The following is a 25,693-nucleotide window of genomic DNA, read 5'->3' as shown; positions in this document are numbered from 1 at the left end:
CAAACCCGAGAAAGGTCAGGATTGTAGGGTCAATGTTCAGTAATCGTTGGTGTTCCTGTGAAAATCTGTGGCAGATTTTCATTACTGATCTATTGACCCGGACTGTTCGATAATAACCCTTATGCCCCATGTCTTCCCGGCATCATTTGTTGTGAGAACAACCTGATATGTTCCATTATTGGGAATGATGATATGGTCGAGTGGTGTATCTGTTGCAGGCCACGTAATGTTTTTGTCATCATAATGCTTCAAAGACACCGTCATAGGCATAGATGATGTGGCGGTAATACCGCTTATGATGGCAGCCTTTTGGATATCTTTCGGCAGCAATGTTTCAATCGCGCGGATATCCACGTCCCCCCCGCGGTTGGACGGAATGCTCAGGATGGCGGAAATACATGTTCCGTATTCCTTATAGCTATCACTGGTGCAGGGCGATTGGGTTGTCACGCTGGCCGGGGTGCCATCGGGCAGTTTCACATCGGTCGCATATGCGTGACCAATCATTGTCAACGCTGGAACAAGGGCAAAAAACATTTTTCTCATAGTTACAGAGACACCTTATGGAGAATTACGATAAACTCACAATCCTATCTGATGGTTTAAATTTCTCCCCACAGGATACGCGTAGCAGCATCGGTCAGTTAACATACGATCTTATAATAACATATTCCCTTTGGAAAATCTTTCCATTGAGTGAGGTGGAGTGCCATATGAGGCCCGGCGATGGCATTTGTGGGGATATATCATGCATCCAGTGCAATGCATGACGGTGGCATGTTATATCATCCCTTGGCATGTTTTTGTCCGCTATGGCTTTGGTGGGAAAATGCAGTTCCGGTTGAACGGGCCTTATCTCCCTCGCATCGAAGTTACAAAAAATTTCATCCAGTGCTTTACCGACTGTCGCGATATGGGGCGCAGAATGCGACATATCAAGATAAGTCAGGTGATAGGTTAATAAACCCGGCTGTAATTTTATGTAGGCCAATATGTGATGAGATCCATCATCAATGATATGTTGCTTTTTTGTAACTTGAGACTGAGGCTCTGACCTGCATCCTCAATGAATATGCCTGCAATGATGACAGGTCTGGTTATGGTCGTTGAGAGATGAAGTCTAATGCTGATATAAATTAAGAGAAGAACATGTTATATGATATGAAATGACCGGGTCATTTGTAACGGCAAGTGTTCAGTCAATGCCCTAGAATATTCGAAATACGATATGACGCACCATATTGAGAGATACAGAGTTATATTTTTATGAAAAAACTTACGATGGTGCCGCTCATTCTGTTATTGAGTAGCTGTTCTGGTGTCGGTTCCCAGAGACTGGATCGTGATCAACTCGATTATTCCCAAGCACTGATTGGCTCTTCCAAGCAGCAAACGCTTTTGAATGTCGTACGCTTGAGATATGCGGATACGCCAGGATTTCTGGATACAACCCAACTGATTTCTGGGTACCAATTGCAACGCAACATTTCCATCGGGGTGGGGTCAGACTCTAATCCGCTGCGACCTGCAGGCTCTATCGGGGCGCAGATACAAGAAAGCCCGACTTTTACATTCCAGCCGGTGACAGGGGATGCTTATGCCCAGACGTTTTTGCGTCCGCTTCCTCCAGGTAGCCTGCTGCCCCTGGCGATGGGGGGATTGCCGATAGACATCTTGTTCCGTCTGGCGGTTCAGTCTGTTAATCTGATTAATAATGCGGGTTCCATAGGGGGAGATGTCGGGAAAGGTTCGCCCGAATTTTTTGAACTTATCTATGACCTTCGTCGCTTGCAGATAGCTGGCCTTTTAGGGATTCAGCTTGAACATAGTGAGGAAATACCGGGGAAGACCCCTGCGTTTGATCGGGTATTCCTTACGGTGTCACCAACCAATGATCCACTTCTGGCCGAAGTTGTGAAGGCTACGCGTCGTTTCTTTGAAATGGGTCCAAAGGATGAGCGTGTGGAAGTGGTATATGGTGCAGGAAAACCGCAACATGGCCAGATCAGGCTTCTGACCCGCACAATGCTGGGGGTTCTGGGGCAGATTGCATATCAGATTGATGTTCCCCAAGAGGATATTGATTCTGGGCGCACGCTTCCAAAAATAATATCAATTGGTCGCAATACAAAACCTACAGTTTTTATTCATGTCAGCAATGAACTCCCTCGTGTGTCATTTGTTGAGATAAAATACAATAAAAAATTCTATTATATTTCTGATACGGATTTTCCTAGTAAGCTTGGTTTTACAATGCTTCAGATACTTATGGAACTTTCAAAAACCACAAAAAATCCAGGTGCGGTTCTTACAATACCTGTAAATGGATAGTTTTTTATTTTTCACTTTATATGGCAGAAGAGTTTTATTTTTTTTGATGGGTGAATTTTATTCCAAGACGTCTACTATCTACCACTCTGGCTGGGATCGGGAAGAGGGGGCGGTCCTTCATTTCGTCGGAAGCCATGGACGTCTTATCCCTTCTTTCCGGCGTGGCTGGTGTAGTATTGTTTCCTGTATGGATGGAATGACCTTCCGCACTTTTCATGGATCAATAGCCCCTACATGGGCACAATGACCATGCTTGGCATGCAGGTAAGCTCTTGAGGTCTTGCATGCTGTGGTTTCATGCTGTGGTTAAGGATCTTTGCCATGTATCAACGTCTGTCCCGTACTGTCCTGCTGGTGGCATCCATTTCCGCCATCCCGACCTTTGCCTCTGCCCAGGCTGTTGCCGATCCCGCACAGGTCCAATCGGGTGCCTACACCATCGAACCCGGCCATACACAGGTTGGTTTTTCACTCCTGCATTTCGGGTTTACCTATTATGATGGTATGTTTTCGAATGTTTCCGGGACACTGGATCTGAATGCCAGGGTCCCTGCACAATCGAAGCTGTCTGTAACGATCCCGATTGCCTCCGTGCAGACAACAAGTGATAAGCTTACGGCGGAGCTCAAGGGGGAGCAATGGCTTGATGCTGCGAAATTCCCAACCGCAACATTCATTTCCACAGAGGTAAAGTCAATTGGTAAGGCCGACGCCATGGTCAAGGGCAATCTGACCCTGCATGGTGTGACGAAACCCGAGATATTGAAGGTACATTTCATCGGTGCGGGCACCAACCCGATGGACAAAAAATACACTGCTGGATTCGAAGCAACGGGTACAATAAAGCGTAGCGATTTCGGTGTGAAGACGTACGTCCCCTATGTCGGTGATGAAGTGAAGTTGCGTATCGCAGGCGCATTTGAAAAGCAGGAATGACGTTTTGCACCCCCCTGCATCGGGCCTGTCGAAGCCACTGGTTTTGGCAGGCCGGGTGAAAGCAGGCTGTGTGCGGCATGGCTGTTGTCGATGTCCAGCCGCCTTTGTGGAAGGTTGCTTGTGGTTAGTGCATATCCCATTCTGGTTTGCCCTTGAAGTGACCGGCAAGAAAATCTGATAGTACGCGGACCTTTAAGGCAAGATGGCGTGCTGAAGGATATAGTGCGTGAACGCCAAGCGCAGGTGGTTCAGCATCGCGCAGAAGCGTAACCAGCGTGCCTTTGTAAATTCCGGGACCAGCGATGAAGCTTGGCAGGCATGCGATGCCCAACCCCCGCTCCGCCGCAGTCATGCAGGCTTCACCGTTTGAAAATGCAATCCTCCCCGAGATGGGCACTGACATAGGTTGACGCGAAGTCGGGTTGCAGAAGGACCAGATGTTGGGCGTTCGGAAATTGGTATCGATGATACAGGCATGGCGTGACAGTTCGTCCGGGTGGGTTGGGACGCCGTGTATCGCAAGATACCCGGGCGAGGCGACGGTAACGATCCGGGTGTCGCATAACCTGCGTGCGATCAGACTGCTATCGGAAAGCCGCCCGATGCGCACGGCAAGATCAAAGCCATCCTCCACAAGGTCAGCCAGGTGATCCGAAAAACTGACGTCGAGGCGAATGCTGGAGTAGCGGTCCGCAAAGGCAAGCAGGGCAGGCATCAACTGGATATTGCCAAATGACATTGGCGCGGTGATTCGCAACCGTCCTGATGGAGTGCCGGAGATATTACGTATGGAAGCATCCAGGTCGTCGCGTTGTGCGAGGATGACCTTGATCCGTTCGTAATAGGCCTGCCCGATTTCCGTTGGGGACAGTGCGCGCGTCGTCCGCTGTATCAGTTGTACGCCCAGTTCGGATTCCAGGCGGGACAGCATCTTGGATGCCTGCCCGCTGCTGACGCCGATGCGTTCAGATGCGGCGACAAAACTTCCCGTCTCCAGAATGGCGACAAACAGTCGGTCAAGGTTCAAACGATCAACCATGGAGCATCATTATAGCAGATGCCCCAAAAAGATAGCAGGCAGGCATGTAAGGGACTGTTGAAAAATATGGGACTGATAACATACTGGGATGATAAAAGTTTTTGTGATGCTTCTGCCAAAAGTTCTGAGAGGTATCGCTTTATCAAGGGATAAGATAACGTCTGGAATGTTCCCTTTGCTTATCAATGGGTTGTTTTTGAATGGTCTCTGAATGTCAGTGAGATGCCATCCGGTGTGGCCGGGACGCACGAAAGATGATGTGGGTGATTTTCATGCGCAAGCCCGCACTTGTAATCCCTGTGTCCGGGGCGGACGAAGGGGCGCAGGGCTAAAAGCCTGCTGTCTGGAGCATTTCCATCGAAAACCGGTTCGGTGAAAATGCTCCAGTTTATGGTTTTTACGCGCATCTTCATCTGTTTGAATGCACGCATTCAAACAGGATCTGCCCTAACTTGCTTGTCCCGCCATTTCCGGCCCATGCCTATCCAAGTTCGCGTGCCATTTTTTCACGATCCAGCTTGCCTTCCCATGCACCGATAATGACCGGGGCGACGCAGTTCCCCGCCAGGTTGCCCACGGCACGGGCAATCCCGATAAACCAATCCACCGCCAGTAACATGGTCAGGCTGGCGAGCGGGATGGAGGGCATGGCCTGCAGGGTTGCGGCCAGCACTACGATCGCGATGCCGGGCACACCATGTGCACCCTTGGATGTAAACAGTGCCGCCGTTAGCATGATGGCCATCTGCCAGAAGCTCAGGTGCGTTCCCGTTGCCTGCGCAAGGAAGATCACCGCAAGCCCGAGGTAGATCGACAGGGCGTCAAGGTTAAAGGAATATCCCGCCGGAACCACAATCCCGACAACCTGTGAGGATACACCCAGCCGTTCTAGTTTTGCCATGACACTGGGTAGCACCGCATCAGATGTGGTGGTCGTGAAGGTGATGGCCAGTTCTTCGCGGAAGTAGCGTGCAAAACGCAAAGGCCTGACCCCTGCCATCCGCAGGCAGCCGCCCAGCACCACGGTCAGGAACACGATGATGACAAGATAGTACAGCCCGACGAATGCCGCCAGGTGCATGATCGCATTTATGCCATAGCGGGCGGTTGTCGTTGCCATCGCGCCAAAGACCCCCAGCGGGGCAAGCGAGATGATAACGCGCATCATGCGTGAAAACAGGGTGGAAAGGGCCTCCAGCAGATGCACAAGCGGCGTTCCCGCCGGGCCGATCAGGCTGAGGCAGCATCCAAACAGGATCGCAAAGAACAGGATTTGCAAGATGTTGGCCTGGGCAAAGGCGTCGGCGGGCGAATGTGGGACCAGTGATACGATGAACCCCGTAATGCCACCATCATGCAGGAGGCTGGCATTATGCGCATAAGACGCCACCATGCGGGTGTCTTCGTCCGTCGGGGTAAAGACAATGGCCCTGCCGGGCTGGAGCAGCATGGCCACCCCGACCGAGCCAAGAAGCACGAATGTGGTCATGCCCTCGAAATAGAGCAGGGCTTTCGCCCCAAGACGCCCGACGTTGCGCAGGGAGCCGGCCCCCACAATGCCCATCGTCACGATGCAGAACAGCAAAGGCCCCACGGCCATCACGATCAGGCGCAGGAAAATGTCCGTGACCCAACGTGTCTGCATGGCAAGGGCAGGGTCGATCACCCCGAGCCCCAGGCCCAGCACGCTGCCGATGACAACCTGCCAGAACATGCCGGGACGCCATGTGCGATGTGCTGTCCCGGTGGGGGAAAGGGGGGCGGTGTTCATGCAGCTATCCTCGGGAAGGGGCCGGTCAGGCGGCTGGGGCAGGGGGGGCGATGATTTGCCGCAGTTCGTCGGGAAAGCGGAGCGATGACAGGACAAGTTCGTCAAGCCCTATATCCCTGTAGGCGTCGATGGCGGTACGGACTTCCCTTGCCGTGCCTGCAGCGGCATGGTTGGCGATAATGCGGTCGTCAATCAGGTCGTCCACCCGTGCCCAGTCGCCTGCGGCATAGGCTTCGCGTAATGCGTTCTGGTCCAGGGTGCTGCCCGCGCAGGCAAGGTTTTCGCGATGATGTTCCCCACGCAGGACAAAGGCCAGAGCGCGGCGGACCTGCTGGCGGGCTTCGTCACCATCAGGGGCGACGGCGGTGTAAACGAGTGCCGATTTATACACCGTCCGTCCACTGCGTGCCTCGCCCGCCCTGACGTGATCAAGCGCACGGGCGATGAATTGTGGTGAAGTGCCCGCACTGATCAGTACGCCATCGGCCTGCGCTCCGGCCAGTTCAAGCATGCGTGGCCCTGACGCGGCCACCATGATGGGAATATCGTGCGGCCGGGCGGAAAGGGTACGACCGGCGATCGTGAAACATTGGCCCGCATAAGTAACGTTGCCGCCATCAAGAAGTCGGCGGGCGATCTCGATGGTCTCACGCATGGTCTGCAACGGACGGGCCGCCTGCATGGATATGGATTCAAGGTCGCGTGGTGATCCCGTGCCAAAGCACAGGACCACACGGCCGGGAAACCATTCATCCAGCGCAGCCGCCGCCATCGTGGCATAGACCGGGTGAACGGTGTAGGGACTCATGGCCATCAGCGCGATACCCAGCCGTCGCGTCTGCTGCAACGCCATGGTGCTGTTGACGATGGGTTCGCGCTGGAACAGGTGCGATGCCATCCAATAACGCGCCAGGCCGCATTCATCCGCCGCAAGGGCCAGTTGCGTCAGGTCGGCGGGAGGTGTCGCCCCATCGGACGACAGGCTGAGTTTCATTCCGTCATAACTCCGGGATGACCTGTTCGGCGAAAATCTGCATCTGTTCACATAATTCGTCGGGCGAACTTGCGGCAAAATACAGACCAAGGAAATGGGTTACCCCGGCGGCTATCAGCCTATGCATCTTGGCCACCACGGTCTCCACGCTACCGACAAGGTTGATGTCCTCCATCCCTGTGGCGGACTGTCCCTTCAGGGTGGATGAACGCAGCGACATCAGGTGTTTGTGCATCTGGCTTTGCTGGTATTTTGCAATCGCTTCCTCGTCTGTCCTGGCGACATAGGCGACGAATTGCGGGGCAATGGCAATCGTGTCGGGGTCTCGGCCTTCCGCCGCGGTATAGTCACGCAGCATGGAAACCATATTGCCAAGCTGCCCCGCAGGCATGCCGGCGGGGATCCATCCGTTGCCCCACCGCGCCACACGTTGCAGGTGCTGCACCGAATTGCCACCAAAATATAGCGGCAGGTCGGGTTGTAATGGTTTGGGAAAGAACTCGACATCGCGAAAATGATAGTATTTACCCTGAAAGCTTGCCTCACGTTCATTAAACAATTCGCGCAGGGCACGTACGCCCTCTTCAACCATCTCGCCACGATGCACCTTGGCATCTGGCCACAGGGCGTTGAACTCCTCCCGGTAGGCACCGACGCCCACGCCGATTTCAAGCCGGCCGCCTGACATGTGGTCCAGGGTTGCGATCTGTTTGGCTGTCACCACAATGTCACGACGCATCGGCAGGACAAGGATGCCCGTGCCAAAGCGTAGCGTCGTGGTCTGCGCGGCCAGCCATGCATAGGTTATCAAGGGTTCCCAAAAACGTGGCGGCGTGGGGAATTCCGACCGCACATAATTCTGGGTCGTCATGTGGTCATTGCCCCACACGGAATGATAGCCGAGGGCCTCGGCATGTTTTGCAATCCGTAGCAGCGTTGACGGGTCGGAAAATGGGATGGGGAAGGTCAGCCCCTCCATCCCGGTCGGGAGGCCGACACTGACGAGTACGGTCATGTTCGTGTTCCTGCCTTGGCCATGCCATTACGATGACGATATGTTGCGTCAAGATCAACCTGTTCATTGGCATCAAGCATGACGCCATAAAGCGTGACGGCACATCGGGGGGAAACCAGGCCATTCCTGACATCGTGTGCCACGCGTTCGGGGCACCGTCGCGTGGGATCACCGATCCCGCCGCCGCCGGGCATCTTGATGGTCAGGTGCATGCCTGCCGGGATAACCTGGCGCCCCTTGCCACGCAGGGGCGTGGAATCGCCCAGCACCAGCCGCCCGGCCAACCCATCCATTCCACCCGCACGCCCACGTGGCGGGTGAAGAACGCGGTCGAAATTCGCGCTCAGGGTAAAGGGGCTGTGCTCGGTGCTGGAGACTTCCATGACCTGTCCCAGTCCCCCCCGGAATTCGCCCGCCCCCCCGGAATCGGTCCGGTATTCCTTGGAATGGATCAGGATTGGTGACATGGATTCCGTAATTTCCACCGGCACGTTGCGTACCCCGCTGGGGAATGCGGTGGCGGACAGGCCGTCGCGGCCGGGTCGTGCGCCGGTCCCGCCTGAATGGAATGACATCACATTGAATGTCCGTGCATTTGCAAGCTCTGCAGGGGCGACATCCACCATCCCTGCGCCGCCAGAGGCGAACAGGTTCCACAGGCATGATGTGCCTTCCGCCGGTACGGCAGTCGGGCCAAGGATCTGTGACAGGCACCCGATGACGACGTCAGGCAGGAGCTGTCCTATGATATGCCGTGTTGCGACTGGTAATGGATAAGGGGCGTTAAGGATCGAATCTTCGGGCGCGCAGATGCGTATCACCTCCAGCGAGCCCGCATTGTTCGGGACCCTGGGGGCGACCATGCATTTCACGCCAAAACTGGCATAAGCCTCCGTATAGCAGAACGGGACGTTGATACCGAAACGCGACGGAGGGGACGACCCTGCGAAATCGACACAGATCCCATCGGTTTCGATGCTGAGGGTCGCGCGGATCCTTATGGGCAGGTCATATCCGTCGGAATACATCTCGTAATGGCTGCGGCCAGGGGGCAGGGCGCGTATCGCATCAAGCATGGCAAGGCGCGACGTGTTGATGATGTGTTCCGAAAGCATTTCGATGTCATCAAGGTGGAATTCATCAAGCATCTGTACGAAACGCTGCTGGGCTACTGTATTGCATCCCATCAGGGAATAGACATCGCCCACCACCTGTTCGGGTTCACGCACGTTACAGTGGATGAGGTCCATCAGGGTCTGGTCGACCTCTCCCCCCCGGGTCAGATAACGGATCGGTACAAAAAGGCCCTCTTCAAAAATGGTGCGGCCTTCTGGTCCCATGCCGCGACCGCCAATGTCGATCACATGGCAGGTGCTGGCCGCCATCGCCACGACTTTCGCTGCGCGGAAAATTGGTGTCAGAACGGTAAAGTCATGAAGATGCCCGGTACCTTTCCACGGGTCGTTGGTAATGAACGTATCCCCCTCCCGCATTGTGGCGACGGGGAAGCAGTCGATGAAATGCCGGATCGCGCGTGCCATCGAATTGACATGGCCCGGGGTTCCGGTCACGGCCTGGGCGATCATGCGTCCCTGCACATCGAAAATCCCTGCGGACACATCGCCTGCTTCACGGGTGGAGGTGCTGAACCCTGTCCGCACCAGCATCAATGCCTGTTCCTCCACGACCGACAGCAGGCGGTCCCACATGACCTGTAACCCGATACGTTCCAGGCCGTCCGTCGGCGGGGGGGGCGTGTTCTTATCCTGGCTGGTCATGCCTCGATCCTTGTCATGACGATATGGCCCAGTTCATTTATTGTCGCGCCAAAGCAGGCGGATACAAAAGTTGTCGTTTCATCTTCCACAATCAGGGCCGGGCCATTGACGGTGGTCGTAACCGGCAGTTCCGCGCGCTGGTATATGGCGACATCGATCTGCCGTGACGTGCCGGGGGCGATGATCCTGCCCATGACCGGTTGCGCCGTGCCCGTGGTGGGAATGCCCGATGGCGGGGGCAGCCGGGCATCAACCGGCGCACTCAGCCGCAACGTCCATCCCGTTATCTGTACCGCAAGGTTGGGGATGGTCCGCCCGAACTGCCGGGCGTATGCTGCCTCGAACAAGGTGCGCAGGGTATCTGGGTCGCGTATCCGCGTGGGCGGGATGTGTACCTGCACTTCATGCCCCTGCCCGTGATAGCGCATGTCAGCAACCCAACGGGCTTCCAGCCTGTTGAGATTACCGCGTATCGCCGGGCCGATGACAGCATGCGCTTCCTCAAGCATGCCCTGATGCAGGCGTTCAAGGGCACCCAGCCCGGAGGTTGCATCCAGCGTCAGCAGATGGGTGCGCGCGATGTCACAGGCGATCGGGGTCAGCAGAAAGCCGATCGCCGATCCTACGCCCGCGCCCGTTGGGACAATAACCTGTCGGATACCAAGTTTTTCCGCCAGCCGCGACGCATGCAGGGGGGCGGCGCCCCCGAACGCGATCATGGTGCGTGATGTCAGGTCACAACCTTTTTCCATGGCGTGTACACGCGCGGCATTGGCCATTGATTCCTCGACAATCTCGATAACGGAACTGGCTGCCGCCGCGGGGGACTGACCCGTGATCATGCCCACGGCATCAACAAGGGCCGACTGTGCCGCAGTCGTATCGAGCTTCATGCTGCCCCCGGCGAAGGTTTCGGCACGAATGCGTCCACAGACCACGTTGGCGTCCGTGACCGTCCCGCATGTCCCACCGCGACCATAACAGGCCGGACCTGGGGTTGATCCCATGCTTTGCGGCCCGACCTGGATACGTTTCATCGCGTCCACTGTCGCGACGGAACCGCCGCCTGCCCCGATTTCCACCATGTCTATGACAGGAATGCGGATGGGAAGCCCGCTTCCCTTCAGGTGGCGGTAATGGCGCGCGACCTCGAAAAAACGTGAAAAGAGGGGCTGGTTATTGTCAATCAGGCAGATTTTTGCCGTCGTCCCTCCCATGTCGAATGATACGATTTCCGGCAGGCCATAATGCGCGGCCAGTGCCACGGCCAGTACAGCCCCACCGGCAGGCCCGGATTCCACCAGCCGGATCGGAAAGTGACGCGCATGCGCGCATGTAGCGAGGCTGCCTGAGGAGGTCACCATGAACAGGGGCGCCGTGACGCCCCGTTCATGCAGCCGGGTTTCAAGGCGCCCGAGATAGGTGTCCATCACCGGTTGCACATAGGCATTCGCACAGGCGGTGGACCAGCGTTCGTATTCCCGGATTTCGGGCGAGACCTGTCCCGACATCGTGATGGAAAGGTCGGGCGCATGGGATTGGAGAATTTCGCGTGCCCGCTTTTCATGGGCAAGGTTGGCATAGGAATGCAGGAAACATATTGCCACGCTCTGGATATCGTGGCGCCGAAAGACGTCAATGGCGGCAATGATGGCGTCTTCGTCCAGTGGCGTTATGACCTGGCCCGCAGGCCCCAGCCGTTCACGGATCGGCAGGCGCAGGTGACGCGGTACCAGCGGCGGTGGCCGTTCCATCAGGATATCGTACTGTTCGAAACGGTTTTCATAGGCCATTTCAACAGAATCACGAAAACCCTCTGTCACGAGCATGGCGCACCGTGCGCCCTTGCGTTCAATCAGCGCATTGGTGGCAAGCGTCGTGCCATGGATGATGAGGGATAAGTCATTATATCCCACATCTGCATCGTGCAGGATCAGGTCCATCCCCTGGAGGAACGCATCATCGGGCATTGCAGGGGTTGTCAGTACTTTGCGCGTGTGGACCCTGTCCCCCATGCTTAATACAAGGTCGGTAAAAGTCCCGCCTATATCAACGGAAAGTTTCGGAGTGGGCATGATATTCCCTGACTGAATTCTGGGTGTCCGGCATGGTCATGCGCCATGCCCTGTATGAAGTGAGGCCAGATCCACGCCATAGACATCGCGTGCCGTATCAAGGGCATCATCGAGGATGGCGGAATCCAGCATGGCGATGGGTGGGGAGGAGGGGGTTTTCATACCACTCGCGGTGCCCAGTACGACCACGCGGTCATGCGCGGAAATCGTGCCTGCGCGTACCAGATTTTCCACAGCGGAAAATGCAGCGGCAGAAGAAATTTCAAGCCAGGAACCTTCTGTTTGTGAAATCCTGTCCTGCCATTGCAGCATGCTGGAATCCTCGACCTTGACCGCGATCCCTTGGCTTTGCCGCAAGGTATGAAGTGACTGGAACGTGCCACGGTCGGTCCCGATGGATGTCGCGATCGACCTCCTGTTCTGGCGCGTGGCGGTTGTATATTGCGCCCCTGTTTCCATGGCATGACATAGGGAACCAGAGCTTTCCGCCGCGACCATGCGTGGCAAGCGCCGGGTCCACCCCATTTCAAGCATTTCCTTGAACCCGCGCCAGATCATCGAAAGCGCGTCGCCATAACAGACAGGGAGTACAACCCATTCCGGAATGTCCCAGCCCATGTCTTCGGCGATTTCATATGCGATGCTCTTGTATCCCTCAATCGCGATGGGGTTGCTGCCTGTCACCGGCATGCAGAAAGGGGAGATTGCAAACCAGCCCATCCGCGTGACGCCCTGCCGCAGGAGGGCAAGTCGGTCGTCGGCATGCGCAGTGACAAGGACAATCCCGCCAAGAGCGCGCATCTGTGTCATCATGTTGCGTGGTGCGTCGGGTGTTGTGAAAATCACGCAGGGCATCCCCGCCCTGGCGGCGTAGGCGGCAGCGGATGCCCCAGCATTGCCCGAGGAGCTTGAGACGATAACGGATCTGCCCGATGCCCTGGCATAGGACACCCCCACGCAGGCCAGCCGGTCCTTGAACGATCCGGTTGGGTTGCGCGTTTCATCCTTGAGCAGCAATGTCGCAAGCCCAAGTGCTTCTGCTGTCCTGTCCAGCGCAAGCAGTGGCGTTCCCCCTTCGCCAAGGGTAACGGCCTGTTGCGCCGCGACCGGCAGCATGGGGCCATATCGCCACAGGCCGCGTCCCTGTGGTGTACACGGACGTGGCGCCGTCAGGGCCGGGTCATATGTAACTTCCAGGCCGGCCGCCAGGCTCCCCGTGCAACGGGTGCATCCGTCGAGGCTGTCGCGCAGGGGGTAGGGTGTGCCACATCGCAGGCATCTTAATCCCGTGGCATAAGTGTCAGGCATGCGTGCGTTCCCGATATCAGGGTTCACAAGAATAAATCTGTTCCGCTGAGCGGAATAAACAATATGTTTCCTTGAACACGTTTCGATGATGAATTGAGACTTGCTTTCTTGTCAATTCATTGTTTAAGTTATTTCACGAAAATAACAAAATCGCGTTTTTTGTTCCGTTATATAGAACATTTTGTTTCTGGTTCTGGTTGGTATCCTGCTTTCGTTACGGATGTATCGCAACAGGTGTGTATCGTGGGGCAATGTGATGGCCATATTTGAAACGACGCAATACGCCCCGGAACATCATGCACAGGCGCAAGCCCTCCTGCGTGAAGTACAGGGCATGTCGGCACAGTCCTTGCATGCAGGGGCATTCGCCCGTGCGCGATCGCTGTCCGGTCGTGTCGTGACTTATTCGCGCAAGGTTTTTATTCCACTGACACGACTATGCCGCGATCAGTGCGGGTATTGCACTTTCGCCGCGCGCCCGGTGGATGTGCCCGCGCCGTATCTCTCGGTCGAGGAGGTATTGGCGATCGCAGGGGCCGGGCGGGATGCCGGCTGTCACGAGGCCCTGTTGACGCTGGGGGATCGACCGGAAAGCCGGTATCACGTCGCACGCGAGGCGCTGGCGCGGATGGGTTTTGACTCCACGGTTGATTATCTGGTGCATGTCTGTGACGCCATCATGCGGCAGACAGGGCTGATGCCGCATGTAAATGCGGGAATATTATCCAAAGAAGAAATGCAGCGCCTGCGTGCGGTCAGTATCTCGCAAGGGATCATGCTGGAAAGTACGGCGACGCGGTTGTGTGAACGTGGGGGACCGCATTTCGGGGCGCCGGACAAACGCCCCGAAATCCGTCTTGCCATGATCGCCGAGGCGGGGGAACAGGCTATTCCCTTTACCAGCGGGATACTGATCGGGATCGGGGAGACACGCCTCGAACGTATCGACGCGCTTCTTGCCTTGCGTGATCTTCACCGTAAATACGGCCATATTCAGGAAATCATCGTCCAGAATTTCCGTGCCAAGGCTGAGACGCGTATGCATGGGTGCGCAGAGCCGGATCTTGACGACCTGTTGTGGACCGCAGCCATGGCGCGGCGTATCATGGATGATGAGGTCAGCATACAGGTGCCCCCCAACCTGTCCTATGCCGTGTTTCCCCGTATCCTCGAAAGTGGCATTTCTGACTGGGGCGGCATTTCGCCCGTGACGGCGGATCATGTCAATCCCGAGGCGCCATGGCCACAGGTGGCGCAACTGGCCCGTGCCTGCCGTGAATACGGGCTGGAACTGGCGCAGCGCCTGCCGATTTATCCCCGGTATGCGCAGGATCTGGAACGGTGGGTCGATCCGGCGCTGCATGCGATGGTACGGCGCAACATGGATGCGGAAGGTTTTGCGCGGACGGATGGCTGGAGCCCCGGTCTGGATGTCGGTCTGCCCGCGCCCGCCATGGGCGGGAACAATGTCGGGCGTGACCTGCAGTGCATCCTTGGGCGTGCGATGCATGGTGACAGGTTGGGTCGTGCGGAGATCGTGCGCCTGTTCCAGGCCCGTGGGGATGAGGTCGAGGCCGTACGCATCGCGGCCGATGACCTGCGGCGTACGACCTGTGGTGATGTTGTGCGCTATGTCGTGACCCGTAACATCAATTATACCAATGTATGTGGGCTTTCCTGCCGTTTTTGTGCGTTTTCAAAGGGGAAGACACATGAACATCTGCGCGGTGCGCCTTATGATCTTGCGTTGGAAGAAGTTGCACGACGCGCGCGTGAGGCATGGGAACGCGGGGCAACGGAGGTGTGCATGCAGGGCGGGATCAGCCCTGATTATACACATCAGACCTATATGCAGTTGTTGCGTACGGTCCGGCAGGCAGCACCCGGATTGCATGTCCATGCATTTTCCCCGCTGGAGATCGCGCATGGCGCCCGGCTGGCCGGTGTATCGCTGACAACATATCTCGAACGCCTTCAGGAAGCTGGCCTGGGGTCCTTGCCAGGGACAGCGGCCGAGATCCTTGATGATGGGGTGCGTGAGCGCCTTGCCCCCGGTAAGCTGGGAACGCGCGGATGGCTGGAGGTGGTGGAGGCCGCGCATGCGGTCGGGCTGCGCACCACGTCCACGATCATGTTCGGCCATATCGAATCCCCCCACAGTTGGGCCGCGCACCTGCTGCACCTGCGTGACCTGCAAGGCAGGACGGGGGGATTTACCGAGTTCGTCTGCCTTCCTTTCGTACATATGGAGGCCCCGATGTTCCTGCGCGGTGAATCGCGCATCGGGCCGACCTGGCGCGAAGTGGTCCTGATGCATGCGGTCGCGCGGCTGGTGCTGAATTTCTCAATCCCCAATATCCAGGCATCATGGGTCAAGCTTGGCGCGCCGGGGATCGGGCGGTTGTTATCGTGCGGGGCGAATGACCTGGGCGGGACATTGATGGATGAGAGTATCTCGCGTGCTGCTGGCGCCGTGCATGGGCAGGAGTTCAGCCCGGCGCAGATGGAAGACGTAATCATGGCATCGGGGCGCCTGCCCCAGCAGCGTACGACATTGTATCAGGCGGTACACGAAGAACGCCGGGCCTGCAGCATGCAGGCGCGCCCACTGGAGGCCAGGGTGCAGACACCGTGGAAAAAACGCAGGGATCATTTCTAGCAAGCAAACGTTATCCCGATCGGGATGGGGGTATAATGCTCAGGTTTGGTTACAAGGCTTCGGCAGAACAGTTTTCGCCCACACAACTGCTGGCACTTGCCTGCGCGGCGGAGGAGGCGGGGTTTGATTCCGTTTTCATCAGCGATCATTTCCAGCCGTGGAAGCATACGGACGGGCATGCGCCATTTTCGCTATCATGGCTTGGCGCGGTTGCGGCCCGCACCGACAGGATCGTGCTGGGCACCAGTGTTCTGACCCCTACATTCCGCTATCACCCGGCTATGGTGGCGCAGGCGTTCGCGACGTTGGGGGTCATGTTTCCCGACCGCTTCATCGTCGGGGTCGGAACGGGTGAATCCCTGAACGAGGTCCCGGCGACAGGTATTGCATGGCCGGAATTCCGCGAACGTTTTGCCCGCCTGCGTGAGGCCGTCGATCTTATGTGTGCCTTGTGGACGCAGGAGCGGGTCACTTTTGACGGGCAGTATTATCATACCCGGAACGCCACCCTGTATGACCGGCCAGATGTCGCGCCCCCTGTCTATGTCGCAGCGGGCGGCCCGCTTGTCGCGCGTTATGCCGGGTATATGGGGGACGGGTTCATCTGTACCAGCGGAAAGGAACCCGCATTTTATGATGAAAAGATCATTCCAAATATTGAACAGGGCCTGTCACGGCGGGAGGGCGCGACCAGCGGTTATGGCCGGATGATCGAGATGAAGGTGTCATTCGATACGGACATCAAGGCCGCGCGGGAGGCCACGCGCCATTGGGCAGCGCTGGCTCTGTCCGCCGAGGAAAAGCATTCGGTGGCCGACCCCATGGAAATGGAGGAACTGGCCCGCGCGCTCCCGCTGGAGCGAGCGGCCGCCCGGTGGCAGGTTTCTGCCGATCCAGAGGAACATGTGGAACAGGTTGCAGCTTACATCAGGCGTGGTTTCAACCATCTGGTGTTTCATGCTCCCGGCCCGGACCAGCAGCGTTTCCTGTCGCTGTATGCGAAAGAGATCCTTCCGCGCCTGCGGCGACGGTTCGGGGCGGCATGAATACCGCACAGTACACCGCCATTGCCCTGCCTGGCATTCCCGACGTGCGCAAAGGGGATGACCTGGCGCGGATTGTCATGGATGCGCTGGATCAGATGGGGCAGGTGTTGCAGCATGGTGATATCATCGTGTTGGCCCAGAAAATCGTCTCTAAGGCGGAAGGTCGCGTTGTCCTCCTTGATGAGGTGACTGTCACGCCCGAAGCCCGCGACCTGGCGCACCGCGTCAAGAAAGATCCGCGGCTTGTCACTCTTGCGCTTGCGGAATCGGCGCGTGTCGTGCGGGCGCTGCCGGGATTGCTGATCCTTGAGCATCGATTGGGATTTGTCATGGCGAATGCAGGCATAGACCAGTCCAATGTCAGCAGCCCTGATGGGCAGGCATGCGCCTTGCTGCTGCCAGTTGACCCTGATGAAAGTGCACGCAGGGTAGCGGATGCCCTGTATGCCCGCACCGGGTGTCGTATCGCGGTGCTGGTCAATGACAGTTTCGGTCGCCCATGGCGACAGGGTACCGTCGGGGTGTGCCTGGGGGCGGCAGGGTTTCCTGCCGTGCAGGACCTTCGCGGGGAATGCGATATGAATGGTCGTGTCCTGCACAGCACCGTCGTGGGACTGGGCGATGAAATCGCCGCCGCGGCATCCCTGCTGATGGGGCAGGCGGCACAGCGGCAACCGGCTGTGCTGATCCGCGGATATGCATGGGACGCGCCGGAATGCAATGCCCGCGCACTTGTGCGTCCGCTTGCGGAGGATCGGTTCCGATGACATATGACCATGTTGCAGGACGCAGGTTCCTGGCAATTTCAGGCGGTGTCGGGGGCGCCAAGCTCGCACTTGGGCTATATCATGCCCTGCCACCGGAGGATCTGTGTATCATTGCCAATATTGGCGATGACTTCGAACATCTCGGGCTTTATATCTGCCCTGACTTTGACACCCTGCTTTACACATTGTCCGGCGTTGCAAATCCTGTGCAGGGATGGGGGCGTCGTGATGAGACATGGACCTTCATGCAGGTCCTGCGCCAGATCGGGGATGATGCCTGGTTTCTGCTGGGGGATGGGGATCTGGCGCTGCATGTGGAGCGGACCCGCCGCCTGCACCGTGGGGAGGGATTGTCGGCGATCATGGCCGACATCACGCGCCGGATGGGCGTAGGTTGCACCTTGCTGCCCGCCAGTGATGCTCCCTTGCGAACTTTTGTTGATACCAGCGAAGGACGGTTGGATTTCCAGACCTATTTCGTGCGTGAACGCTGCATCCCGGTTGCGACGGGGATTGCCTTCGAAAGCATCGGCGCGGTCCAGCCCCACCCGGAGATCCTGGTCCGTCTGTCTGATCCGGCGCTGGCGGGGATTATCCTGTGTCCCTCCAATCCTTTTCTGAGCATTGATCCGATCCTTGCCGTGCCTGGCCTGCGTGACGCATTGCGACAATCGCCCGCACCGGTCATTGCCGTATCCCCCGTGATTGCCGGAAAGGCGGTGAAGGGACCGACCGCGAAATTGATGGCTGAACTGGGGCTGGAGGTCAGTGCAGCATCTGTCGCACGGCATTATGCCGATTTTGTCGATCTGTTCGTACTTGATGAAACGGATGCGGCATTGCGTCATGACATTGATGTGCCCTGTGTAACGGCGCAAACGCTGATGACCACGCTGGAGGATCGTGTGGCGCTGGCCCGGTATGTGTGCCAACTGGCGCAGGCCATGAGCAGGAACGGGTGACATGACGGGGATATGGGCCATCGTACCAATCAAGGACACACATTTTTCAAAAAGCCGGCTTGCCCCGGTGATGTCCGACAGGATGCGTCGGCAACTGGCCCTGATCATGTTCGAAGATGTGCTGACAGCCCTGCTGCACGCACCAGGGCTTGAGGGGATCATGGTACCGACACCAGATGCGGAAATCACCCGCATCGGGCGTCGGTACGGGGTCGAAATCATGGCTGAACCCACGCCCACTGATTACAACCGGGTTGCCCGGCAGGCCGCATGCCGTATTGCGGAACAGGGGGGGGATGCCGCGCTGATCCTGCCTGCCGATATTCCCCTGCTGACATCAGGTGAGGTGCAGGCCGTGCTGTCTGCGGCCAGTGCGATGCAGGTTGCCATCCTGGCCGCGCGGGACGGGATTGGTACAAATGGACTGTTGTTACGCGGTCCAGACGTCATGGTGCCTCATTTCGGCATACACAGTCTGCATCGGCACAGGCAACTCGCGTGTAGCCATGGCCTGTCCCACACAGTGATGGATTTTCCGGGATTTGGATTCGATATCGATACGAGTTTGGATATATATGATCTGTGGATGCTGGCGTCACCGACGGAAACGGGACGTTTTGTGGAGCAGGCCATCCGCAGGGGTGAGATCAAGGTAGAAAAGCCATGTCAGGTTATGTAGAGACCCGCTCCGAAGTGCCGGGACAATCGCTGGAAGATATGGCAGGGCGGTCCACAGGGACATCGCCCACAGCGACATCCTACGCCTTGGTGCCACTGATCGTACTGTGTCTTGTGTATATCCTGTATGCGTGGGACCGGATGGCGATACCCGTCGAACTGGTGGAAATCAGCCGTGCCTATGGCTTGCAACCTGTCACGGCGGCAACGCTTTCATCAATCTTCACGCTTGGTATCTCGCTGTTCGTACTGCCTGCGGGACTGGTCGTCAGTTATCTGGGGATACCGACCTGCTTTGTTGGCAGCATTATCCTGTTTTCGCTGGCAACGGGGTATACGGCCATCGGGATCTCCGCGCCGGACCTGCTGGTGGCGCGGTGTGTAACGGGACTTGGCGAAGCGGTCTTCAGTGTCTGTCTGCTGTCATTCCTCTCCAGCCTGTCGGAACGGCGCAAGGGCATGTTCATTGGTCTGTCCACGACCATTTATGGTCTGTCGGGCATTGTGGGCGCACCGTTGATCGGTGCGGTACAGCATGGGTTCGGGGACTGGCGGGCCATTTTCTATCTGCTGGGTGGTGGCGGGCTGGTGTTCGGGGTCATCCTGAAATTTGCCCTGCGACAGATGACTTTCGTGGCTTTGAACCAGAGTACGGCCACGGTTAGGGAACGCTTCGCCTGTGCGATGTCCGGGCAGATGCCGCGCTTATACGCAATCATCGCAATCAGTGGCATGGGAACCTATTCGGTGATTACCATGCTGGTGAATTTCGAACGCACCTACAATTCCCTCTCGCTGGCCCGTGCCGCGATGCTGTTCAGTTTTTTTAGCATCGGCAGCATTCTTGGCGGGGCGCCGCTGGGTCTGGTTGCGGATATCGTTGGGCAGAAACGGGTTATCGTCGCTTCCGCATTTACCAAGATGATTGCGGGAACACTGCTTTTCATGTTGCCATTCCATGCCATTTCCACAACGTTTCTGGCCATTATTTTTGGTATTGGGGTGGGGGGGATCTATGTGAATGCCTGCGCCATCATACAGCGTCATGTGGCGGCATTCGCTGCGCCGACCGCAACGGGTATCCTGTTATGTATCTATTATGGAACGGCATCGGTATCCGGGCCAGTGTTTCAGCAGGTCATGAAACATCTGGGCGTGGGGATGGGACCCGTCGTATTCTACGGTGTGCCCTATGCGATTGCCGGTTGCATTGCGTTGACGCTTGCGCTTCCGTCACGCAAAGCATCATAGCAGGTGGCATCTTTCCCGTTGAAATGCTCTCTCGGGTCTGACAGCCTGATGGTTCATTCTTGCAGGGATTATGCCAATGACAGGCCCGCAGCGACATGATGAATTGAAAGTGGAAGGAAACCAGTCCCTTTCCAATGCTCTGTCCCTGATTGATGTGCTGCGGGCAAGTCATATGGACAAGGGGGTGCGCGAACTGTCGCGTGAACTCGGCCTCGCCCCGAGTATTGTCCATCGCCTGCTGGTGAGCCTGCGTGAACGTAATTACGTTGAACAGGATCCGGTGACTACGAAATATCGTGTCAGTGCCCGTATCTTCAACGCGGCGGGGTCACTGCCACCTGCCTGCGCATTCCTTGACAAAGGCATGATTGGCAGACTGACACAGTTTGCGCAGCATGTCGGGATGGATGGCTATGTCGGGGTGATGCGTGGGAACAGCGTGATCTATGTCGCGACCACTGCAACACGTTTTACAACGGCAGATGCAACGGTGGGAGATCAGACCTATCTTCATACTACGGCTTTGGGAAAGGCCCTGCTGGCGGGATTGGAAAGCCGTAAGCTGAACACAATTGCACGGATGATCGACCTGACCCCCCGTACCGACAGGAGTATCGTATCCACGCGAAACCTGATGCAGGAAATCAAGGCGGTGCAGCGTGACGATGTTGCATTCTGTCGGGGCGAGAATCTGGAAAATATTTTTGCGATTGGCGTTCCGTTACGGAATGACGAAAATCACACGGTTGCATCCGTCAGTTTTGCCACACAGGAATATGCGCATTTCATGCAGGCGCAGGATATTGTGACGCAATATCTGCGTGAGAAAGTCCAGGCCATGTTTCCCATGACAGGATCTGTGTCGGCTTCTTTTTGAAAATACACATGATTATTGTGTATGTCTTCGTCATATAAAATAAAACCATAAATATAAAAGAAAGATCTGTTCATATATGGACAGATGGCGGCGTATCGCCATGCATCTGTTCATGTTGCGCTTATGCTGCACAGCTTGGATTAATATGTTTTGGTAAAGAAATATAATTGACAAGCAAAGTAGCGAATACATAACATATTTGAAGCACATGTTCATATATGAACAAGTTTGCAGCCAATGCAATTGTTTTGAGTTCCGTAAGCGCCGATTTCCATAAGGATGGTTCCTGCTGTCTTTTTTGGCTTTCAGTTTGCGTCTTCGTTCTCTCTGTCCGTTATTTAGTTGATCATTGCGAGGATGATACAAATGCGTAATTTTTCCCGTCAGGAGAGGTGTCGAATTCCTCTGGTCAGCATGACAACCGCGTGTGCGCTTGCGGCACTTTTATCTAATATGCCTTCGGAAATGCAGGCCGCGGAGAAGCGCAAGACCCCTACGGATTCGGCGGCGCCATCGCATGAAAAATCTGCGGCCACGACGGAAAAGACCACGGCCCCATCCGGGCAGATGGAACATATCCGTGTTGTACGCAGTACCATACGGTCCAGTAATGGCGTCACCGGGACCGCATTGGGGGGCGGATTGATGACGCGCCAGCATGAGGCCCGTTCGGTCCAGACCATTTCTCGCGATTATATCTCCAAGCAGGCCCCCACACAGAATCCGATTACGTTGATGTCGATGAACCCTGGGGCCAATGTTGTCAGTGCCGACCCTTATGGGTTGTCAATGTCGCAGATCCGCATACGTGGACTTGATAGTAGTGAAATCGGCTGGCTTTTCGAGGGCATGCCACGAAACAACTCCGCCACGAACCTGATGTTCGGGAACGAGGTCGCAGATGCGGAAAATCTGCAAAGTCTTGTAACGCAGCCCGGTTCGGCGAATTATGACACACCCACGATGTCTGCTTCGGGGGGGATGTCGCAGATTTTCATGATTGATCCTTCGCATCATCGCGGGGGCTATGTTGATTTCGCCTACGGCACCTACAAAACCAACCGGGAGTTTATTCGCCTTGAATCCGGCGATATCGGCAGGACGGGTGTCCGTGCATGGTTGTCCTTTTCCCACACAGATTCGGATTCATGGCGTGGTTCAGGTGACAATGAACGCCAGCACCTTGATTTCAAGCTTGTGAAGGATTTTCATAATAACAGCCGGATCGCACTTGCCGTCGCCTATGATAACCAGGTTATCCAGAACCTTCTGTTTCCCACCAAGGCGCAGTTTGACAAATTGGGGGCCAGTGCCAACTATAGCTCCACCTACACTCCGGGTAGTACTTCATATTATAAACAGCATCTGCTGCCGTATAATGACGTGATCGTCAGTGCGCCGAGTGTCTGGAACATTGATACTGCAGGGCATTTCCGTATCGATGAAACCCCGTATTTCTTTTATGGCTGGGGTCCTGTCGATGGTGCGGTTAACCTCAACCTTAACAATCCGGTTTATTCCGGGACACAGAAAGTCTTTATCAATAAGGCCACCAGCGGTTTTAGCCAGGATGCTACGACAGGTGTTGCGTCCACCGCGCAGGTGTCGCAAATGTTCCGTCCCGGAAGCGTGACAAAATTCACATGGAAGCAGGGCCATAATACTCTATCCGCAGGATTCTGGTATGAATGGATGTCCAACCATTCATTGGGAAGCGTCACGCGGATGGATCAGACAACCGGCGTGCCTGCGAATATGTGGGGCAACAGCTATTATCTGAATACGACCGGAGGTCAGCGCTTATATACGCGAAACACCATGACCTATTCACAGACTTACATGATGTTCATTGGTGATACGCTGAAGCTCCTGAAGGACAGGCTGACGCTGAGCGCCGGATTCAAGTATACGTACCTGAACCGGGATGGATATAATTACCTTGAGCAGGGAAACCAGCGCAAACATGTCCTGTATCAGGTTCCAACCCCATATTTTTCAGCGCATTACAACATTGATTCACATCAGCAGATCTATGTTGCCGGTTCGACAAATTTCCATGTTCCCTCTGATTCCAATATGTATAATCTCTATAACCTCACCAGTGGTACCCTTAGCACCGGCATAAGCTCCCAGAAGTCGGAATATAGCATCGAAGAAGAACTTGGATATCGCTATCAGAACCATATTTTTGCGGCAGATGTCTCATTCTTCAATTACAACTTTACCAACCGGCAGCTTGCCCTTCCGGTCTGGCAGAATGATACCCTTGTTTCTGAAAATGTGAACGCGGGTGGTCAGACGTCCCGCGGGGTCGATGTGCAGATCGGGATGGCACCTTTCCATCATTTCCGTCCCTATGTGTCTTTTGAATATCTTTATGCCCGGATGGACAATAATCTGGCGTATGGCACGACTGTCCTCAATACAAAGGGAAAGACGGCGATCGGATCGCCGCACTATCAGGGGGCTCTGGGGATAGATTACGATGATGGGAGAATTTTCGGGAACCTGAACCTGCGTTACACCGGAAGGCAATATTCAACATTCATGGATGATGAAAGTATCCCGGGTTATATCACCGATAACATCACCCTTGGCTATCGCTTCCCAAAGCTTGCGTTCCTTAAGGTGCCGCAACTTCAGGTTAACCTTCAGAACCTGACCAACAGCATGTACAGGACCGGCATCTACACCTTTACGCCCAGTGCAAAGATCAGTGCCCCGACCTATTACATCAATCCCGGCTTTGCCGCATTGTTTACATTCAGTTCCTCGTTCTGATGCGCACTGCGTGCTGCCTGCCGCAGGGGAGGCAGCACGGGCATGTTATAAAAACCATGGATAAGGCAATCGGGTGTCCATAATAATGAATGCTGATGACGGGAGTGTTGCCGAATGTATTGCCCGCCTCGAAAGCCCATCTTCGGACGGTTGGCGGCATCGGGTACGTCTGGTCGTTGGAATGGCAACTTTCCTTGATTCCTTCGATATATTCTCGATTGCTTTCGTCATGCCGGTAATGGCGCCCCTGTGGCATCTTTCACCCGTGCAGGTGGGGATGGTGTTCTCTATCGGTTTTCTGGGGCAGATGATCGGGTCTGTGGTATTCGGTTTTTTTTCAGAACGTTACGGTCGTATTCGCGCACTTTCGGTTGCTGTGTTTATATTCGCGGTGGCCACACTCCTCTCCGCGCTGGTGCAGTCCGCAGCGCAGTTCGAGGCCCTGCGGTTCATACAGGGGCTGGGACTGGGCGGGCATGTGCCGATTGCCGCGACCTATATAACAGAGATCTCCCGTCAGGCCGGACGGGGCAGGTTTGTCCTGCTTTATGAAAGCATTTTTGCGGTTGGCAATGTGCTGGCCGCGGTTATCTGCCGTATATTCCTGGCGGCTTTCGGCTGGCAGTCGATATTCTGGCTTTCTGGTGTGGCTGGTGTGCTACTCCTGCCGTTTGTCATGCGCCTGCCGGAATCGCCACGCTGGTTATGCGCGCGCGGGCAGGCGCGTTATGCCCTTGATCTGGTCCGTGGTCTTGAGACGGGCAAGCAGCAGGGCCCTGGCCCGTTGCCTGCACCGGTCCATGGTGGGGCTGCCGGTCGCCTGCGCGTGTCCTTATTCCTGCCGCGCGATAGCCTGCGCCTGCTGCTGTTGACCGTTCCGTTATGGTTCGCGTTGGGGTTCCTTAATTATGGGCTCGCGACGTGGTTGCCCATCATCTACACACGTCAATTCAGACTGCCTGTGTCCGATGCACTGGATTATAGCATCATTCGCAGTGTCATCATCTTTATCGGCACGATCGCGTGCAGTTTGGCCATCGACGCCATTGGACGCCGTAAGATCGTAATGGGGGGCTTCCTCTGTGCGGCATTGCCACTTGTTGCCCTGGCACTCATGGGCAGCGCGATGACCGCTGGGTGGGTGTTTTTCATGACCCTTATCACCAGTTTCTTTGTCGCTGTCCTTATGCTGGCTGTTTATCTCTATACCCCCGAACTCTGTCCCGCGCAGGCGCGGGGTGCGTTTACCGGGTTTAATGCCGCCGTTCTGAGGTTTGCGTCCATGATTGCGCCCGGTGCGGTGGGACTGGGCATGAGCCACGGTTCCATTGCCGGGGTGTTCATGCTTTTCGCCGCTGTTGGCCTGATGGTCAGCGGCATAAGTTTCGTAATGGCTCGGGAGACCCGGCATCTGGTTATGTGATG

Annotated in this window: 19 protein-coding genes; 11 read left to right on the top strand and 8 right to left on the bottom strand. The window is 56.1% G+C overall.

Translation table 11 applies throughout. From position 1 onward, the window contains the following. Window positions 1-81: 81 nt before the first annotated feature. The gene (locus tag FYB92_RS11480) at window positions 82-546 is read right to left on the bottom strand and encodes a hypothetical protein (protein ID WP_040510661.1); all 465 of its coding nucleotides are present in this window, start codon (window positions 544-546) and stop codon (window positions 82-84) included. 720 nt (window positions 547-1,266) lie between these two features. On the opposite strand from FYB92_RS11480, the gene FYB92_RS11475 reads away from it, so the two are divergent. Together FYB92_RS11475 and FYB92_RS11470 are read left to right on the top strand one after the other, a co-directional pair. After that, the gene (locus FYB92_RS11475; RefSeq protein ID WP_062809301.1) at window positions 1,267-2,331 is read left to right on the top strand and encodes a hypothetical protein; all 1,065 of its coding nucleotides are present in this window, start codon (window positions 1,267-1,269) and stop codon (window positions 2,329-2,331) included. A 321-nt stretch (window positions 2,332-2,652) separates the two neighbouring features. Next, the gene (locus FYB92_RS11470) at window positions 2,653-3,267 is read left to right on the top strand and encodes a YceI family protein (RefSeq protein ID WP_332828688.1); all 615 of its coding nucleotides are present in this window, start codon (window positions 2,653-2,655) and stop codon (window positions 3,265-3,267) included. A 124-nt stretch (window positions 3,268-3,391) separates the two neighbouring features. Here the strand turns inward: FYB92_RS11470 and FYB92_RS11465 are convergent, their stop codons facing one another. The 7 genes from FYB92_RS11465 to FYB92_RS11435 form a co-directional block, all read right to left on the bottom strand. Then, the gene (locus FYB92_RS11465) at window positions 3,392-4,306 is read right to left on the bottom strand and encodes a LysR family transcriptional regulator (RefSeq protein ID WP_332828687.1); all 915 of its coding nucleotides are present in this window, start codon (window positions 4,304-4,306) and stop codon (window positions 3,392-3,394) included. Window positions 4,307-4,787: 481 nt separating this feature from the next. Further along, window positions 4,788-6,077, bottom strand: a complete 1,290-nt coding sequence (locus FYB92_RS11460; protein ID WP_075623862.1) for a cation:dicarboxylate symporter family transporter — start codon at window positions 6,075-6,077, stop codon at window positions 4,788-4,790. 25 nt (window positions 6,078-6,102) lie between these two features. Continuing rightward, complete coding sequence (locus FYB92_RS11455; protein WP_332828686.1) at window positions 6,103-7,071, bottom strand: LLM class flavin-dependent oxidoreductase; 969 nt, start codon at window positions 7,069-7,071, stop codon at window positions 6,103-6,105. A 4-nt stretch (window positions 7,072-7,075) separates the two neighbouring features. After that, window positions 7,076-8,086, bottom strand: a complete 1,011-nt coding sequence (locus tag FYB92_RS11450) for an LLM class flavin-dependent oxidoreductase (protein ID WP_062809297.1) — start codon at window positions 8,084-8,086, stop codon at window positions 7,076-7,078. Continuing rightward, window positions 8,083-9,864 (bottom strand): hydantoinase B/oxoprolinase family protein, encoded by a 1,782-nt coding sequence (locus tag FYB92_RS11445; RefSeq protein ID WP_062809296.1) that lies wholly within the window; start codon window positions 9,862-9,864, stop codon window positions 8,083-8,085. The genes FYB92_RS11450 and FYB92_RS11445 overlap by 4 nt, the downstream gene beginning before the upstream one ends. Continuing rightward, on the bottom strand, window positions 9,861-11,939 hold the full coding sequence (locus FYB92_RS11440) for a hydantoinase/oxoprolinase family protein (protein WP_332828685.1): 2,079 nt from the start codon (window positions 11,937-11,939) through the stop codon (window positions 9,861-9,863). The genes FYB92_RS11445 and FYB92_RS11440 overlap by 4 nt, the downstream gene beginning before the upstream one ends. Window positions 11,940-11,975: 36 nt before the next feature. Further along, a complete protein-coding gene (locus FYB92_RS11435) occupies window positions 11,976-13,247 on the bottom strand; it encodes a pyridoxal-phosphate dependent enzyme (RefSeq protein WP_332828684.1) in 1,272 nt (423 codons plus the stop codon). A 256-nt stretch (window positions 13,248-13,503) separates the two neighbouring features. On the opposite strand from FYB92_RS11435, the gene cofH reads away from it, so the two are divergent. The 9 genes from cofH (at window position 13,504) to FYB92_RS11390 (ending at window position 25,691) form a co-directional block, all read left to right on the top strand. Next, window positions 13,504-15,906 (top strand): 5-amino-6-(D-ribitylamino)uracil--L-tyrosine 4-hydroxyphenyl transferase CofH, encoded by a 2,403-nt coding sequence (cofH, locus tag FYB92_RS11430; RefSeq protein ID WP_332828683.1) that lies wholly within the window; start codon window positions 13,504-13,506, stop codon window positions 15,904-15,906. 35 nt (window positions 15,907-15,941) lie between these two features. Then, on the top strand, window positions 15,942-16,952 hold the full coding sequence (fgd, locus tag FYB92_RS11425; protein ID WP_332828682.1) for a glucose-6-phosphate dehydrogenase (coenzyme-F420): 1,011 nt from the start codon (window positions 15,942-15,944) through the stop codon (window positions 16,950-16,952). Next, window positions 16,949-17,719, top strand: a complete 771-nt coding sequence (gene cofE, locus FYB92_RS11420) for a coenzyme F420-0:L-glutamate ligase (protein WP_075594895.1) — start codon at window positions 16,949-16,951, stop codon at window positions 17,717-17,719. The genes fgd and cofE overlap by 4 nt, the downstream gene beginning before the upstream one ends. Further along, the gene (gene cofD, locus FYB92_RS11415; protein ID WP_332828681.1) at window positions 17,716-18,681 is read left to right on the top strand and encodes a 2-phospho-L-lactate transferase; all 966 of its coding nucleotides are present in this window, start codon (window positions 17,716-17,718) and stop codon (window positions 18,679-18,681) included. Before cofE ends, cofD begins: the two co-directional genes overlap by 4 nt. A 1-nt stretch (window position 18,682) precedes the next feature. Next, on the top strand, window positions 18,683-19,360 hold the full coding sequence (cofC, locus tag FYB92_RS11410) for a 2-phospho-L-lactate guanylyltransferase (RefSeq protein WP_075631846.1): 678 nt from the start codon (window positions 18,683-18,685) through the stop codon (window positions 19,358-19,360). Further along, window positions 19,345-20,610, top strand: coding sequence for an MFS transporter (locus tag FYB92_RS11405; protein ID WP_081380259.1), 1,266 nt, complete (start codon window positions 19,345-19,347; stop codon window positions 20,608-20,610). The genes cofC and FYB92_RS11405 overlap by 16 nt, the downstream gene beginning before the upstream one ends. Before the next feature lie 76 nt (window positions 20,611-20,686). Beyond that, complete coding sequence (locus tag FYB92_RS11400) at window positions 20,687-21,487, top strand: IclR family transcriptional regulator C-terminal domain-containing protein (RefSeq protein ID WP_332828680.1); 801 nt, start codon at window positions 20,687-20,689, stop codon at window positions 21,485-21,487. 453 nt (window positions 21,488-21,940) lie between these two features. After that, window positions 21,941-24,268 (top strand): TonB-dependent receptor, encoded by a 2,328-nt coding sequence (locus FYB92_RS11395; RefSeq protein ID WP_075594900.1) that lies wholly within the window; start codon window positions 21,941-21,943, stop codon window positions 24,266-24,268. 85 nt (window positions 24,269-24,353) lie between these two features. Continuing rightward, window positions 24,354-25,691, top strand: coding sequence for an MFS transporter (locus FYB92_RS11390; RefSeq protein WP_332828679.1), 1,338 nt, complete (start codon window positions 24,354-24,356; stop codon window positions 25,689-25,691). Window positions 25,692-25,693 lie beyond the last annotated feature (2 nt).

The sequence above is a fragment of the Novacetimonas sp. GS1 genome (assembly GCF_036686925.1).
GTDB lineage: Bacteria > Pseudomonadota > Alphaproteobacteria > Acetobacterales > Acetobacteraceae > Novacetimonas > Novacetimonas hansenii.
This window is presented reverse-complemented; position numbering and strand designations above follow the sequence as displayed.

What these genes read in the sequence shown, in the direction of transcription:
- FYB92_RS11440 (WP_332828685.1), bottom strand. Translation starts at nt 11,939, where the DNA reads ATGCCCACTCCGAAACTTTCCGTTGATATAGGCGGGACTTTTACCGAC.
- FYB92_RS11460 (WP_075623862.1), bottom strand. Translation starts at nt 6,077, where the DNA reads ATGAACACCGCCCCCCTTTCCCCCACCGGGACAGCACATCGCACATGG.
- FYB92_RS11450 (WP_062809297.1), bottom strand. Translation starts at nt 8,086, where the DNA reads ATGACCGTACTCGTCAGTGTCGGCCTCCCGACCGGGATGGAGGGGCTG.
- FYB92_RS11475 (WP_062809301.1), top strand. Translation starts at nt 1,267, where the DNA reads ATGAAAAAACTTACGATGGTGCCGCTCATTCTGTTATTGAGTAGCTGT.
- cofE (WP_075594895.1), top strand. Translation starts at nt 16,949, where the DNA reads ATGAATACCGCACAGTACACCGCCATTGCCCTGCCTGGCATTCCCGAC.
- FYB92_RS11455 (WP_332828686.1), bottom strand. Translation starts at nt 7,071, where the DNA reads ATGAAACTCAGCCTGTCGTCCGATGGGGCGACACCTCCCGCCGACCTG.
- FYB92_RS11395 (WP_075594900.1), top strand. Translation starts at nt 21,941, where the DNA reads ATGCCTTCGGAAATGCAGGCCGCGGAGAAGCGCAAGACCCCTACGGAT.
- FYB92_RS11480 (WP_040510661.1), bottom strand. Translation starts at nt 546, where the DNA reads ATGAGAAAAATGTTTTTTGCCCTTGTTCCAGCGTTGACAATGATTGGT.
- FYB92_RS11390 (WP_332828679.1), top strand. Translation starts at nt 24,354, where the DNA reads ATGAATGCTGATGACGGGAGTGTTGCCGAATGTATTGCCCGCCTCGAA.
- cofC (WP_075631846.1), top strand. Translation starts at nt 18,683, where the DNA reads ATGACGGGGATATGGGCCATCGTACCAATCAAGGACACACATTTTTCA.
- FYB92_RS11445 (WP_062809296.1), bottom strand. Translation starts at nt 9,864, where the DNA reads ATGACCAGCCAGGATAAGAACACGCCCCCCCCGCCGACGGACGGCCTG.
- FYB92_RS11405 (WP_081380259.1), top strand. Translation starts at nt 19,345, where the DNA reads ATGTCAGGTTATGTAGAGACCCGCTCCGAAGTGCCGGGACAATCGCTG.
- FYB92_RS11465 (WP_332828687.1), bottom strand. Translation starts at nt 4,306, where the DNA reads ATGGTTGATCGTTTGAACCTTGACCGACTGTTTGTCGCCATTCTGGAG.
- FYB92_RS11400 (WP_332828680.1), top strand. Translation starts at nt 20,687, where the DNA reads ATGACAGGCCCGCAGCGACATGATGAATTGAAAGTGGAAGGAAACCAG.
- cofH (WP_332828683.1), top strand. Translation starts at nt 13,504, where the DNA reads ATGGCCATATTTGAAACGACGCAATACGCCCCGGAACATCATGCACAG.
- cofD (WP_332828681.1), top strand. Translation starts at nt 17,716, where the DNA reads ATGACATATGACCATGTTGCAGGACGCAGGTTCCTGGCAATTTCAGGC.
- fgd (WP_332828682.1), top strand. Translation starts at nt 15,942, where the DNA reads ATGCTCAGGTTTGGTTACAAGGCTTCGGCAGAACAGTTTTCGCCCACA.
- FYB92_RS11470 (WP_332828688.1), top strand. Translation starts at nt 2,653, where the DNA reads ATGTATCAACGTCTGTCCCGTACTGTCCTGCTGGTGGCATCCATTTCC.
- FYB92_RS11435 (WP_332828684.1), bottom strand. Translation starts at nt 13,247, where the DNA reads ATGCCTGACACTTATGCCACGGGATTAAGATGCCTGCGATGTGGCACA.